This window comes from Mesorhizobium sp. WSM3626 (assembly GCF_000513935.1).
GTDB classification, from domain to species: domain Bacteria; phylum Pseudomonadota; class Alphaproteobacteria; order Rhizobiales; family Rhizobiaceae; genus Mesorhizobium; species Mesorhizobium salmacidum.
On the sequence record NZ_AZUY01000004.1, the window covers coordinates 101,517 to 114,748 of the forward strand.

The 13,232-nt window shown below is 62.5% G+C and carries 14 protein-coding genes and 1 pseudogene; 8 read left to right on the forward strand and 7 right to left on the reverse strand.

Features of this window, described 5'->3' with window-relative positions; all coding sequences use genetic code 11:
• Window positions 1–8: 8 nt before the first annotated feature.
• The 3 genes from M653_RS0104790 to M653_RS0104800 form a co-directional block, all read right to left on the reverse strand.
• A complete protein-coding gene (locus M653_RS0104790) occupies window positions 9–800 on the reverse strand; it encodes an ATP-binding cassette domain-containing protein (protein WP_027142281.1) in 792 nt (263 codons plus the stop codon).
• Between the two features lie 2 nt (window positions 801–802).
• The gene (locus M653_RS0104795) at window positions 803–1,789 is read right to left on the reverse strand and encodes an ABC transporter permease (protein ID WP_027142282.1); all 987 of its coding nucleotides are present in this window, start codon (window positions 1,787–1,789) and stop codon (window positions 803–805) included.
• A gap of 115 nt (window positions 1,790–1,904) precedes the next feature.
• On the reverse strand, window positions 1,905–2,840 hold the full coding sequence (locus M653_RS0104800) for a substrate-binding domain-containing protein (protein ID WP_023794606.1): 936 nt from the start codon (window positions 2,838–2,840) through the stop codon (window positions 1,905–1,907).
• 371 nt (window positions 2,841–3,211) lie between these two features.
• Here M653_RS0104800 and M653_RS0104805 point away from each other — a divergent pair, with 371 nt between their 5' ends.
• Window positions 3,212–4,318, forward strand: coding sequence for an IS5 family transposase (locus M653_RS0104805; protein ID WP_027142283.1), 1,107 nt, complete (start codon window positions 3,212–3,214; stop codon window positions 4,316–4,318).
• Between the two features lie 29 nt (window positions 4,319–4,347).
• A complete protein-coding gene (locus tag M653_RS0104810) occupies window positions 4,348–4,641 on the forward strand; it encodes a hypothetical protein (protein WP_245262057.1) in 294 nt (97 codons plus the stop codon).
• Here M653_RS0104810 and M653_RS0104815 read toward each other — a convergent pair.
• Window positions 4,638–5,795, reverse strand: a complete 1,158-nt coding sequence (locus M653_RS0104815; RefSeq protein ID WP_027142285.1) for a fumarylacetoacetate hydrolase family protein — start codon at window positions 5,793–5,795, stop codon at window positions 4,638–4,640. The genes M653_RS0104810 and M653_RS0104815 overlap by 4 nt on opposite strands.
• A gap of 356 nt (window positions 5,796–6,151) precedes the next feature.
• Between M653_RS0104815 and M653_RS0104820 the strand changes: the two genes are divergently transcribed.
• The 3 genes from M653_RS0104820 to M653_RS0104830 all read left to right on the forward strand — a co-directional run bounded on the left by M653_RS0104820 (window position 6,152) and on the right by M653_RS0104830 (window position 7,610).
• A complete protein-coding gene (locus M653_RS0104820; RefSeq protein ID WP_245262058.1) occupies window positions 6,152–6,661 on the forward strand; it encodes a 2'-5' RNA ligase family protein in 510 nt (169 codons plus the stop codon).
• A 125-nt stretch (window positions 6,662–6,786) separates the two neighbouring features.
• Window positions 6,787–7,140 carry a nuclear transport factor 2 family protein gene (locus M653_RS0104825; protein WP_027142287.1) on the forward strand — a complete coding sequence of 118 codons (354 nt, stop codon included), beginning with the start codon at window positions 6,787–6,789 and terminating at the stop codon, window positions 7,138–7,140.
• 116 nt (window positions 7,141–7,256) lie between these two features.
• A complete protein-coding gene (locus M653_RS0104830; protein ID WP_027142288.1) occupies window positions 7,257–7,610 on the forward strand; it encodes an ArsC family reductase in 354 nt (117 codons plus the stop codon).
• Window positions 7,611–7,687: 77 nt separating this feature from the next.
• Here the strand turns inward: M653_RS0104830 and M653_RS01000000132085 are convergent.
• From M653_RS01000000132085 to M653_RS0104845, 3 genes and pseudogenes are all read right to left on the reverse strand, one after another.
• Window positions 7,688–8,029, reverse strand: a pseudogene (locus M653_RS01000000132085) (DUF488 domain-containing protein); the annotation flags it as partial.
• A gap of 14 nt (window positions 8,030–8,043) precedes the next feature.
• The gene (locus M653_RS0104840; protein ID WP_027142289.1) at window positions 8,044–9,309 is read right to left on the reverse strand and encodes an aminopeptidase; all 1,266 of its coding nucleotides are present in this window, start codon (window positions 9,307–9,309) and stop codon (window positions 8,044–8,046) included.
• Entirely contained in the window at window positions 9,306–10,298 is a 993-nt protein-coding gene (locus M653_RS0104845; RefSeq protein WP_027142290.1) for a LysR substrate-binding domain-containing protein, read from the reverse strand. Before M653_RS0104845 ends, M653_RS0104840 begins: the two co-directional genes overlap by 4 nt.
• Window positions 10,299–10,394: 96 nt before the next feature.
• Between M653_RS0104845 and M653_RS0104850 the strand changes: the two genes are divergently transcribed.
• From M653_RS0104850 to sbmA, 3 genes are all read left to right on the forward strand, one after another.
• Window positions 10,395–10,619 carry a hypothetical protein gene (locus tag M653_RS0104850; RefSeq protein ID WP_032935024.1) on the forward strand — a complete coding sequence of 75 codons (225 nt, stop codon included), beginning with the start codon at window positions 10,395–10,397 and terminating at the stop codon, window positions 10,617–10,619.
• A gap of 75 nt (window positions 10,620–10,694) precedes the next feature.
• Window positions 10,695–11,855, forward strand: a complete 1,161-nt coding sequence (locus M653_RS0104855; protein WP_027142292.1) for a YbfB/YjiJ family MFS transporter — start codon at window positions 10,695–10,697, stop codon at window positions 11,853–11,855.
• A gap of 114 nt (window positions 11,856–11,969) precedes the next feature.
• Window positions 11,970–13,229: a peptide antibiotic transporter SbmA gene (gene sbmA / locus M653_RS0104860; protein ID WP_027142293.1), complete on the forward strand. Its 1,260-nt coding sequence runs from the start codon at window positions 11,970–11,972 to the stop codon at window positions 13,227–13,229.
• The last annotated feature ends 3 nt before the right edge of the window (window positions 13,230–13,232 follow it).

Consider the following 13,232-nt stretch of genomic DNA (forward strand, 5'->3'; position numbering starts at 1 on the left):
ATGCCCCCTCAGTGCCCCGGCTTGCCGTCGGCGAGAGCGTCGCGGATGTCTTTGTCCGACATTCCGGTGATGATGCGCTCGACCTCCGTCACGGTTGTGGTCTTCGGATCGATGTCGTCTGCGACCACCTTGCCCCTGCGCATGACGACGATGCGGTCGACCACCTGGAAGACATGGTGGATGTTGTGCGCGATGAAGATGCAGGAGTGGCCGGAATCGCGGGCGTTGCGCACGAAGCTCAGCACGCCTTGCGTCTCGGCGACGCCGAGATTGTTGGTCGGCTCGTCGAGAATGATCAGGTCGCTGTCGAAATGCATGGCGCGCGCGATCGCGACCGCCTGGCGCTCGCCGCCGGAGAGCGAGCCGATCGGCGTCGTCGGCGGGATGTTCTTGGAGATGCCGACCTGTTTGAGCAGGTCGCGGGCGACCGTGTTCATGGCGTCCTGGTCCATGCGGTTGAGGAAGCGCGGCGGCTTGATCGGTTCACGACCCAGGAACAGGTTGCGCGCGATCGACAATTGCGTGACCAGGGCGGAGTCCTGATAGATGGTCTCGATGCCCTGGGCGATGGCGTCGCTGGTGCTGCGCAAGGTGACCTTCTTGCCGCGGATGAAGATGTCGCCGCTGGTCAGCGGCACCGCGCCGGAGAGAACCTTGATCAGCGTCGATTTGCCGGCGCCATTGTCACCCAGCAGGCCGACGATCTCACGCTCGTTGACATGGAAATTGGCGTCCACCAGCGCCTGCACGCGGCCATAGGACTTGCGGATGTTCTGCATGCGGATCAATGGCTCGGCCATGTTCAAGTCCCCGCCTGGTGCCGGCGTTCCAGCCATGAATGCAACGCCATCATGCCAAGGATGATCGCGCCGATGAAGATGTTGTAGGCAAGGCCGGGCACGCCGATCAGCACGATGCCGTTGCGCATCACGCGCAGGATCAGGATGCCGAGCACGGTGCCGATGATGGTGCCGCGCCCGCCGGTCAGCGCCGTGCCGCCGATCACCACCATGGCGATCACCTCGAGCTCATAGCCGGTGCCGCTGTTGGGGTTGGCGGCGGATGTGCGCAGCGAGGAGATGACGCCGGCAAGCGAAGCCATGAGCGACGACAGGACGAACAGGCCGACCTTGACGCCGTTGACATTGACGCCGCGGGCGCGCGCCGCGTTGGGATTGCCGCCCGCCGCCTGGATCCAGTTGCCGGTCCGGCTTTGCGTCAAGACGTAGCCGAGCGCGATCGCCGCGGCGATGAACCAGAACAGCGACATGTAGATGCGGAACGGCCCGATGAAGAAGTCGCCGACCAGCGCCTCCGCCAGCCAGCTGCCCTCGGCGCTCCAGGTGCGCTGCGGAAACCCGTCGGTGATGAAAAGCGCGCTGCCGCGCACCACCAGGAGCATGCCGAGCGTCACCAGGAAGGACGGGATCTTGAGCTGCGTGACGAACCAGCCATTGACCAGCCCGATCAAGGCGGCAACCACCAGCGCGATGACGAAGCCCATCTCCAGCGACGTGACGCCGGCATTGAACAGCGTCCACATCAGCACCGGCGAGAAGCCGAACAGCGACCCGACGGAAAGGTCGAATTCGCCCGACGTCATCAGCAGCGTCATCGCCAGCGCGATCAGGCCGAGTTCGACCGTGAAGGCAAGCGTGTTGGAGATGTTCTGCGGTGACAGGAAGTCGTGGTTGAAACCCCAGAAAACGGCGATCTCGACGATGAGCAGAACGAAGGGTCCGAATTCCGGCCGCGCGATCAGGCGTTGAGTGAGCGAATGATTTTCCACTGGGAACTCGCGACATGGTTGGAACGGGCCGCGACCACCACCGCATCGGGTGGACATGCCGCGACCATGAAGATATCTGGCGCCGTGCGAAATGCGCGGCGCCAGCGATCGCGGATTATTTGCCGGACAGGATCTTGTCGTAGACCGCCGCGGTGTCCTTCTCGTAGAGCGCGCCGGTGATGACGTTGAAGCCCGGAGGAATGCCGCTGGCCGCCATGTTGGCGAGCGACAGTGCCACATAGCTGGTCGCCTGCGGATCCTGCCACTGGCCGGCATTGACATAGCCGTTCAGCACTTCCTGGGTGGTGTCGAGCGAGTTGCCCCAGCCGACGACCGGGATTTCGCCCGGCTTGACGCCGACCTGGTCGAACACGCGCTTGATCGAACCGGTGACGAGGTCGCCCAGGCCGATGATGGCTTTGACCTTGCCCTTATGGGCGGTGAGGTAGTCGACCATGCGGTTGATCACCTCGGCCTGGTCGAGCGTCGCCTCGGTCACTTCATAGGTGATGCCGAGCGGTCCGAAGACGCTCTTGATGCCTTCCTCTTCCTGCACGCCGTAGGTGGCGCCGGGGATCTCGACCGGCATCCAGACGAAGTCGCCCTTCTTCACCAGGCCCTTGTCGACCAGGTACTGCGCCCAATGCTTGCCGAAGGTGACGTTGTCGCCGCCGACATAGGCGTTGAAATTGGCCTTGGGATCGGGCGTGTTGAAGTTGATGATCGGGACGTTGGCCGCGCGCGCTTCCTTGACGATCTCGACAAGGCTGCCCGGATCGGGGCTGGTGGTGACGATGCCGTCGGCCTTGGCCGAGAGGGCGGCGCGCACCGCTTCCTGCTGCGAGGCGACGTCTCCATTGTGGAACGAGGTGTTGACGGTGTTGCCGGTGTCCTTGGCCCATTGCTTGGCGCCGGCGAGGAAATAGGTCCAGACCGGGTCGGCCGGTCCGCCATGTGAAATCCAGTAGAACGTCTTGGCCTGCGCGGCAGCCGGAATGACCGTCAGCGCGATCAGCAGGCCGTAGAGCACAAGTCTTAATCTCGTCAGCATTTGATTTCCTCCCGGTTGAAGATGATCCGTCCCTTGTTCCGGCTTCAGCCGGATTGCGTCTTTTGCCAGCGCCGCTCGGATGCCTAAGAGCATTCCCTTTTTCGACGGATGGCAAGCCTCCATCTGCAGATGTAGTTGGCGCCTGACGGGGCGCCATCAACGACCCCATCAGATCGCATCAGTTGGGATGATTTTTTCCAGGCAGCCGGATGATTGGCGCCGAGGCTCAGCCGGGCGGATTGTCCTGGCCAGTTTGGGCGCTCACTGGGGGCAAAAGCCCCCGAAGAGCCGGTTAACAGGCTGTTGAAGAAGTGCTGGCGCAGTTGTTGGGAGCGTGATTCACTGATCCTGGATCGATTGGGGGTTCGTGGATGCGCGGATTGGACGAGCGGACAGGTTCGCTGTTTTCGTATGTCGACCTTGAGGAGCGCGTTCGAGGTGATCACCCGCTGCGCACGATCCGGGAGATCGTCAACGCAGCGCTTGCGGAGATGGACGGCGATTTTGCGGCGATCTACCCACCTGGGCTCGGCCGGCCGTCGATAGCGCCGGAGCGGTTGCTGCGTGCGATGCTGTTGCAGGCCTTCTACGGCATCCGCTCTGAGCGCCAGTTGATGGATCGGATGGAGTTCGATCTTCTGTTCCGCTGGTTTGTGGGTCTTGGCATTGATGATCCGGCTTGGGACCATTCAAGCTTCACCAAGAACAGGGAGCGTCTGCTCGAAGGCGAGATCGCGGCGAAGTTCCTGCGCGCGGTGCTAGCGCAGCCGAAGGTGAAGCGACTTTTGTCGTCGGACCACTTCTCGGTGGATGGGACGCTGATCGCCGCCTGGGCTTCGATCAAGAGCTTCCGCCGCAAGGATGGCAGCGACAACGATCCCGATGGCGCGGGTCGTAACGCCGAGCGCGGGTTTCATAAGGAGAAGCGCTCCAACGACACGCACCAGAGCACGAGCGATCCGCAGGCGCGGCTCTATAAGAAGGGCGACGGACAGCCGGCGAAGCTCTGCTACATGGGGCATGCGCTGATGGAGAACCGTCATGGGCTCGCGGTCGATGGTGGCATCACCCAGGCCACAGGCACGGGCGAGCGTGACGCCGCGCTCGCTATGTTGGATCGCAGGCCATCGCGACGGCGCATCACGCTGGGCGCCGACAAGGCCTATGACGTGCGTCAGTTCATCCAGGATCTGCGCGAGCGCAAGATCACGCCGCATGTCGCCGTCGATGGTCATCTCAGCAAGAACGGTAAGCCCCGCGTAACGGCAATCGATGACCGCACGAAGCGTCATCCGGGCTATGGAGCCAGCCAGCGCTGCCGCAAGCGGATCGAAGAGGTGTTCGGCTGGATCAAGTCTTCGGCCGGCATGGCCAAGGTCAAGCTGCGAGGATGCGCCCGTGTAAATGCTGCCTTCACCTTGGGCCTAGCGGCCTACAACCTGATCCGCCTGCCCAAGCTGCTGGCAGCGCCGGCATGAGCATCATGGGGCGTTGGCGGATCGTTGAGATGCCCGACTATGTCGAGGACTATCCCGACATGGTCGAGCCCGCTCACATCCTCTTTGAAGCCAACGGTTCCGGCGAATTCGCCTTCGGCTGCGTCACCGGACAGATATTTGGTGGCGGCGACGTCAACCATGTCGCCTTTGCCTGGCAAGGCAATGACGAAATGGACGAGGTTCAGGGCGACGGTTGGGCTGAAATCCAACCGGATGGCTCCATTATAGGCCAAATCTGCTTCCACAACGGTGATGAAACAGACTTCATCGCCCGCAAATGGACTTCTTCAACAGCCGGTTAGAGCAGGCCGGCCCTGGCGAGGTCACGCATCAAATGGCTGGCGCCGTAGGTCCAGTGCGGGCAATCGGGCGACAGCCGCACGCGGTTGACCAGCGCGCCGAATTTTTCCGACGAGATGGTGACGATGTCGCCGACCTTGTGCGTGAACCCCTTGCCCTTTTCGCCGCGATCCTTCGACGGCACGAACATCGTGCCGAGATAGAGCGCCAGCCCGTCCGGATACTGGTGGTGCGGCCCCATGGCCGCCGCAACCAGCTCCTCCGGCGAACGGCTGATCTCGGCCATCGAGCTTGCGCCCTCCAGCGAGAATCCATCGTCGCCCTCGACCTTCAGGCGCACGACGGCCTGCTTCACATCGGCGAGGGAGAACGTGTCGTCGAACAACCGGATGAAAGGGCCAAGCGAAGCCGAGGCGTTGTTGTCCTTGGCCTTGCCGAGCAGCAGCGCCGAGCGCCCTTCGACGTCGCGCAGATTGACGTCGTTGCCGATGGTGGCGCCGACGATCCTGCCGCTTGAGGCGGCGATCATGGCAATCTCCGGCTCCGGATTGTTCCAGGTCGACACCGGGTGGAGGCCGACATCGGCGCCGAAGCCGACCGACGCCATGGGCTGGCACTTGGTGAAGATCTCGGCATCGGGCCCAATGCCCACTTCCAGATATTGCGACCAGGCGCCGCGCGAAATCAGCTTGGCCTTGATCTCCATCGCCTCGGGCGAACCGGGCTTGAGCTTCGACAGGTCGTGGCCGATCAGACCGGCAATGTCGGCGCGGATAGCGTCGGCCTTTTCCGCCGAGCCGCGCGCCTGTTCCTCGATCACCCGTTCGAGCAGGCTGACGACGAAAGTGACACCGGATGCCTTGATCGCCTGCAGGTCGACCGGAGACAGCAGAAATGGTTTTGCCGGATCGCGCATGGCTTCGAAACTGTTGGCCGCAATGTCGTCGAGCAGGCCGACCGGCCTGCCCTTGGCCGAACGCACATGGCCGGCCGGATCGGCCAATTCGCAAACGTCGCGCACCGTGGGCGCCGCGCTCGACGTGATGTCGAAAACCGTGCCGTCGCGCACGACAACCACCACGGGATGCGAGACATCGCCGCTCCTGGCGCGCCCGACAAATAGGCCTTCTGCGGGCAGATGTGTCGGGTTGGTCATGCGGGCGGTTCCTCGGTCATCGCTGCGGTTTGCCGGATTGGCGCGGCACTTTCACCGGATTCCTGCCAAAGGTCTATCCCTCTTTGGGTGGTCCACTTGCCGTGTTGTCTGTGAGAGGCCGATTTGCGACTGCGGCGACGACGCTTCGACCTGTGGCATTCCGTACTTGAATTTGTTCCTGTTTTGTTCTAGATTGGGCGATCGGATACAAGTGCCGGACGAGATCAGTTGTGAGTGGGCAGCCTGCATTCGGGACAGCAAGGAACGGCCAGACCTTTTTCCGATGGGAGGAGGCCGAGCGACATTTTCATAATCGAATATTCTTCGCTATCCTTGCTGAGAGTGCGACCGCGGCCATGGTCGCGCGAAAGGCTGTCGCCTTGAGTGGAGAGTTCGAACTACAGGGTCGGTTCGTTCCGGAAAAGCACATCCATATCTCGCTCGTCGGTCTCGGCGACCATCATGAATTTCCAGAAGAGCTGGTTGAAATCGCCCGGCATATAGGCTCGATGATCGTTGCAAGACCTTTCGAGGTTTCCTTCAATCGGTTGGCGGCTTTTGGTGGTGGTGCTCTGGTTCTGCGTAGCAGCGACGGCAATCCGGCGCTGCAGACGTTCTGGCGTGATCTCACCGCGGTGATTTCCGACAGTCCGCTGAAGCCTTTCGTTACGAAATCCATCGAACCGCACGTCACATTGCTTCGCGACGAAGTGCGTGTTCCCAGGATACGCGAACGATCAATCGATCCGGTCGGCTGGACTGTGCGGGATTTTGTGCTGGTCCACAGTCTTATTCGGAAGCGTGTCTACAGAGTGCACGGGCGTTGGGAACTGAACGGCCAGGACGATGCCCGGCCCGCGATCTAGAGGTTGGTCATCGTAGCCCGCGCGCACCCATCCTGACAGCGCCATGTCAGCTATCGAACGGTCCGGCAATGGTCGGCCAGCAGGCGGTTCCCTATTTGCAATGGGTCTGAACAGGAGGAACACAAATGACCACAGCGGAAATTGCCAAGGATTTCACCGAGCTTCTCAAGCAGGGCGACAATGAAGGCGCTGCCGAGAAGTACAATGCCGACGATATCACCAGCTACGAAGCCATGGAGGGGCCGATGGCCGTCAGCCACGGCAAAGCGGCTCTCAAGGAGAAGAGCCGGTGGTGGCAAGAGAACAACGAAGTCCATGGCGGCTCGGTCGAGGGTCCCTATGTCAATGGTGACCAGTTCGCGGTGCGCTTCACGTTTGACATAACGCCCAAGGCCACGGGCCAGCGTGTTACCATGGATGAGGTCGGCCTTTACACGGTCAAGAACGGCAAGATCACCGAAGAGCGATTCTACTATTGAGCTACCGGGCCGGAACGATCGGTTCCGGCCCACTTCGCGCCTACGATTTGCTGGCAAAGCGGGAAGGGCGGTTTTAGGCTGTGGGCGGATTCGACTGTCAGCCAGAGGACCACGCTTTGACGATCACCATGTACGGCATCACCACCTGCGACACGATCAGGAAGGCGCGCGTCTGGCTGGAGAGCCATGACGTTGCCTATCGGTTCCACGATTATCGCGCGCAAGGGATCGAGGCAGACAGGCTGAATGGCTGGGTCGGCAAGGTCGGCTGGGAGAAGCTGCTCAACAAGGGCAGCACGACCTTTCGCGAACTGCCGGAGGCGGACAGGCAAGGCCTCGACGAGAAGAAGGCGAAAGCGCTGATGCTGGCCAGGCCGACGATGATCAAGCGTCCGGTGCTGGAAGTCGGCGACAGTATCCTCGTCGGGTTCAAGCCGGATGTTTATGAAGGGGCGGTGGGCGGGAAGTAGACCCGACTCTCACCCCCGCCGCGATCCTTCGCGCCCCCTTCTGTCCCGCCGGCGCCTCGATGGTATGCGTGGGCTCGCAAATACCCCGCCAGCGCCACGGCGTTGTTATGCGCTTCGTCATGGGCGCCATAGAGCAGCGTCACCTTGCCGTCGCCGAGCAGGGCGCGCAATTGCGCCACCGCCTTTTCATTCCCATCCAGCTCGCCACGATACCGCTTTTGGAATTCCGCCCAGCGCGCCGGCTCATGCCCGAACCATTTGCGCAGTTCGTCGCTCGGCGCGATCTCCTTGAGCCACAGCGCCAGCGCCGCATCCTTCTTGGCGACGCCGCGCGGCCATATCCGATCCACCAGCACCCGCTGGCCATCGTCCTTCCCGGGTGCTTCGTAGACGCGCTTGACCGCGATGTCGAAGGCCATCACACCTCCGCTGGCTACAGCCCCTGGGCCCACTCGCCCTTGCGCATCACCGGCACGCGGCTGCCATCCCTGGCGACGCCGTCAATGTCGATCTTGTCCGACCCGATCATCCAGTCGATGTGGATGAAGCTCTTGTTGCCGCCGCGCGCCGCGATTTCGTCCTGGGTGAGCGAGGCGCCGTCGACGAAGCACTTCGAATAGCACTGGCCCAGCGCGATATGGCAGGCGGCGTTTTCATCGAACAGCGTGTTGAAGAACAACAGGCCGCTGGCCGAGATCGGCGAGGAATGCGGCACCAGCGCCACCTCGCCGAGGCGGCGCGCGCCTTCGTCGGTGTCGAGCACTTTCTTCAGCACGTCCTCGCCTTTCGAAGCCTTGGCCTCGACGATCCTGCCTTCCTCGAAACGCACCGAGATGTCGTCTATCAGCGTGCCCTGATAGGACAGCGGCTTGGTCGAAGAGACATGGCCCTCGACCCGCCTCGCATGCGGCGTGGTGAAGACCTCCTCGGTCGGGATGTTGGGATTGCAGGTGATGCCGTTCTTGGCGGTCGAGGCGCCGCCCATCCACTCATGGCCATCGGCCAGCCCGACCGTCAGGTCGGTGCCCGGTCCGGCAAAATGCAGCGAAAGGAAATTATGCTCGTTCAGCCATTTGGTGCGCTCGGCTAACGCTGCGTTATGCGCCTTCCAGTTGCCGATCGGATCCTCGACGTCGACGCGCGAAGCGGAGAAGATGGCGTCCGCCAGCTTCGCCACCGCGACATCGTCGGGCTCGCCCGGAAATACCTGTTTTGCCCAGGCCAGATCCGGATAGGCGACGATGTTCCAGTTGATGTCGAAGCCGGTGATCTTCTCCAGCGCCGGCTGGTAGGCCATCGAATTGGCTTTGTTGGCGCGCGCCACCTTCGCCGGGTCCTGCGCCGACAGCAGCGACGGATCCTCGCCGCGCACGGCAAGCCTGGCGGCGTTGTTGGAAAAGGCCTTCGCCATGCCTTCATAGAGCCAGCCGGCGGCGCGGTCGAAGCCGGCGTCGGCGCCAAAACGGTAGCGCGCCAGCGTCATCTCGTCATCGTTGAAGATCGGCGTCACCAGCCCCGCGCCGGCCTTGTAGGCATGCTCGACGATGCGCCTGGTCAGCGGCAGCGCCGCGATCGACGATGTCAGCACCAAATCCTGTCCGGGCTGCAATTGCAGCCCGACCTTGATGGCGACCTCCGCCAGCCTGTCGAGCTTCACCGGGTCGATCGTTGCGGAAACGCCGCGCGAATGTGTGGTCATGATCCTGCCTGTCGTAGTGGGATGTCTGATTGAACATAGACCGGTGCCGCGTTGCTTTCCACCGCGATCGCGCCGCTGGGCCCCCCGACCGACGATCCGAACTGCGCCATCGTCGCCGCGATCTCTTCCTTGATCCAGATTTTGAAGTCCCGGACCTTGCGGCTCTCGGCCTTGGTGGTGGAGGTCACCAGCCAGTAGCCGAGTCCGCTCTGGGCGCGGATTCCGAACGGTGCCACCAGCCGCCCGTCGGCCAGCGCATCGGCCGTCAGCAATTGCCAGCCCAGCATCACGCCATGGCCGGCGATTGCCGATTCCAGGCACAGCATCGGGTCGGTGAAGCGCGCGCCTTTCTGGAAGGTGACGGGTTGAACGCCGGCGGCCGCGAACCAGCTTTCCCAGTTGATCATCGCCCGCTCGTCGGTGATGGCGCAGGTCTGCGCCAGGTCGCCGATCGACTTCAGTTTTCTTGCAATGCCAGGCGCGCAGACCGGGAAGACTTCCTGCGCCAAAAGCAGCTCCGCCTTTCCGCCCGGCCATTTGCCGTCGCCAAGCCGGATGGCGATGTCGACGTCCGAGCGATCGAGATTGGCCAGCCGCACCGAGGCATCGATGCGCAACAGTACGTTGGGATGCCGGTCGAAGTGCCGCGACAGCCGTGGCAACAGCCATTTGGAGGCGAAGGCCGGTGCCGCCGAAACGACCAATGTGCATTGGGTCGCCTCGTCGGCCAGTGCCACGGCCTGGGCAAGCTCGCGAAATCCAGCGCCAAGGCGGGCCGCGAAGACCGCGCCGAATTCGGTCAGCACGAGACCGCTCGTCGTGCGCTCGAACAGTGCCTGGCCGAGCTGTTTTTCGGTGCGGCTGATCTGCTGGCTGACGGCGCTGACAGAAACATTGAGTTCGCCGGCGGCGGTCGTGAGCGAGCCGAGACGGGCGACGGTTTCCACGGCGCGAAGGCCGTTGAGATGAACGCGGTTGAGTATGGCCATTTGAGATTTTCTAAACCGATCCGGCCGAAATCTCAATTGAAAGAGATATAGAAACGGCGGACTTTATGGATGGAGACAGGCCCTATGGAGCCGGAAATGTTGAGGATATTGTTGTCGCTGAAGGTCCTGTTCGCCGCCACTTCTTCCGACGACACGCGCTGCGACATCGATACGCTGAGATGGCTGACCGATCCGCTTGCGCATCCGGCGCTTGACGCTATGTCGGAGCGCGAGCTCGGTGATGTGCCGTTCCGGCTGACGGCGCGCCGGACCGTGCATGAGACCGTTTCACTGAGCGCCGGTTTCGGCGGGCGCTGCTGAGCGCGATCAGGGCACTGAACTGGCCCAACATAAGGCGGATTGTTTCATCCGCCCGCACATTTATTGTGCACTGCAATGACTTCGCCCCAATCGACAGCGCTGCGTTACGCCTTCGCCGGAATGATCGCCATGGCGGTGGCCATGGGCATCGGCCGCTTCGTCTACACGCCGATCCTGCCCGGCATGATGGAGGAACTGCATCTGTCGCCGGCCGATGCCGGCTGGATCGCCTCGGCCAACTATCTCGGCTACCTCGTCGGCGCGTTGGCGGCGGCGGGTAACTGGGCGCATGGACGCGAGCGTTTGCTGATGCTCGTCGCCCTCGGTGCCAGCGCCATGCTGGCCGCCCTGATGGGGTTGACCGACACCATGGCCGCCTTTCTCGCCATCCGTTTTCTGGCCGGTCTGGCGAGCGCCTTCGTCATGGTGTTCATGGCCAGCATCGTTTTCAGCCATATCGCTGCGGCCGGGCGCGGCGACTTGCAGGCCTGGCATTTCGGCGGCGTTGGCCTCGGCATCGCGATATCGGCGGCGATGATGGCCGTACTGGTCAGGGGGCACGCCGGGTGGGCGCAGGGCTGGCTGTGGTCAGGTGCGATTTCGGCTTGCGGCTTCGTCGCCGTGGCGCTGCTGGCAAACCAGGGTCCGCTCACCAATGGCGAAGCCCTCCCTGAACCGGCGCTGCCGAAAGACCGGTCGCTGATGAAGGTGATCGTCGCCTATGGTCTGTTCGGTTTCGGCTATGTGGTGACGGCGACCTTCCTCGTCGCCATTGTCCGGCAAGGCGGCGGCAGCCGCGTCTTCGAGGCCGTGGTGTGGATGGTTGCCGGCCTTGCCGGTTTCCCTTCGGTCTGGCTGTGGCAGAAGATAGCGGCGCGGATCGGGCTCTATGCCGCCTATGCCTTGGGATGCTTCGTCGAAGTTGTCGGCGTTACCGCGAGCGTCGCCGCCGGCGGGCGCACGGGGCCGCTGCTTGGGGGCGTGCTGCTCGGCGGCACCTTCATTGCCATCACGGCACTTGGTCTGCAGGCGGCGCGGCAGCAGGCGCCAGGGTCGCCCCGGCGCGTCTTTGCCCTGATGACCGCCTCCTTCGGTCTTGGCCAGATCATCGGCCCGATCGCGGCCGGGCTTCTGGCGCAGGCGTCGGGCGATTTCTTCCTCGCCTCCATCGTCGCCGCGGCCGTCCTGGTCGTCTCCGGGGCCGTCACATGGTCGGCTGCGCCAAAATCGCCATGATTTGCCGTCTTGCTCCGCGCCTGAGATCGGGCAGGCATTTTCTTTCCCCCTAATGTGTGACTTTATGCCCGCCGAACCCACCTGATTTGCGCATAGATCGAGGAATTCGCCACAGTGTTCGTATCCTTCTTCCCGCAGCCGAAGCTCTTCTTCTCTTCGGCCGCCATCTGGAGCCTTGCGGCGATCCTGTTCTGGTTTTTCGGCGGGGAGCAGTTGGGAGGCCTTGTGGGCCTTCCGCCGGCAGCCGCCGATGCGGCGCCCATCATCGGTATCGCCGTGCTGGCGTCGAAACCGTTCATCTGGTTTTATATCTATTTCGCGCTGTGCGTGGCCATCTTCTACGCGTTCTGGAGCTGGTATTCGCCGCATCCATGGCAGCGCTGGTCGATCCTGATGACGGCGGTAATCCTGTTCTTCATCTATTTCAATGTGCAGGTCAGCGTGGCCGTCAACGCCTGGTACGGTCCGTTCTTTGACTATGTACAGGGGTTGATGTCGGGGACCGGAAAGTCGACGAACGCGGAGTTCTATATCGGATTGGCCGACTTCTCATGGTTGGCGCTGGTCGGCATGAACGTGCAGGTGGTCAACGCCTTCATCGTCAGCCACTGGATCTTCCGCTGGCGCACGGCCATGAACAATTACTTTATCGAGAACTGGAGCAGGCTGCGCCATATCGAGGGCGCCTCGCAGCGTATCCAGGAAGATACGATGCGGTTCTCTCAGATCATGGAGGATCTCGGTTCCAGCTTCGTTCAGTCGATCATGACCCTGATCGCCTTCCTGCCGGTCATGATCCAGTTGCAGGCCCATATCAGCGAACTGCCGATCCTCGGCGCGATCCCGCAGCCATTGGTGGTCGCGGCACTTGCCTGGTGTCTGTTCGGCACGATCTCGGTGATGATTGCCGGCATGAAGCTTCCGGGGCTGCAGTTCCGCAACCAGCGCGTCGAAGCCGCTTACCGCAAGGAACTGGTCTATGGCGAGGATCATGCGGACAGGGCGCAACCCGCCACCACCACCGAGCTGTTCGCCAATGTCCGGCACAATTATTTCAGGCTCTATTTCCACTACATCTATTTCAACGTCGTCCGGTACACCTACCTGCAGGCCGACAATATTTTCTCGCTGTTGATCCTGGGTCCGTCGCTGGTCGCGCACAAGATAACGTTCGGTGCGCTGAACCAGATCTCCAATGCCTTCGGCAAGGTGACGGGTTCGCTGCAATTTCTGCTCACCTCGTGGTCGACGATCGTCGAACTGCAGTCCGTGCACAAACGCCTGCGCGCCTTCGAGGCGACGCTGCTGGGTGAGCCGCTGCCGGATATCGATCAGCGTTATCTGGCAAGGCATGGCGCCGAAGATCCGGCTTGAGGA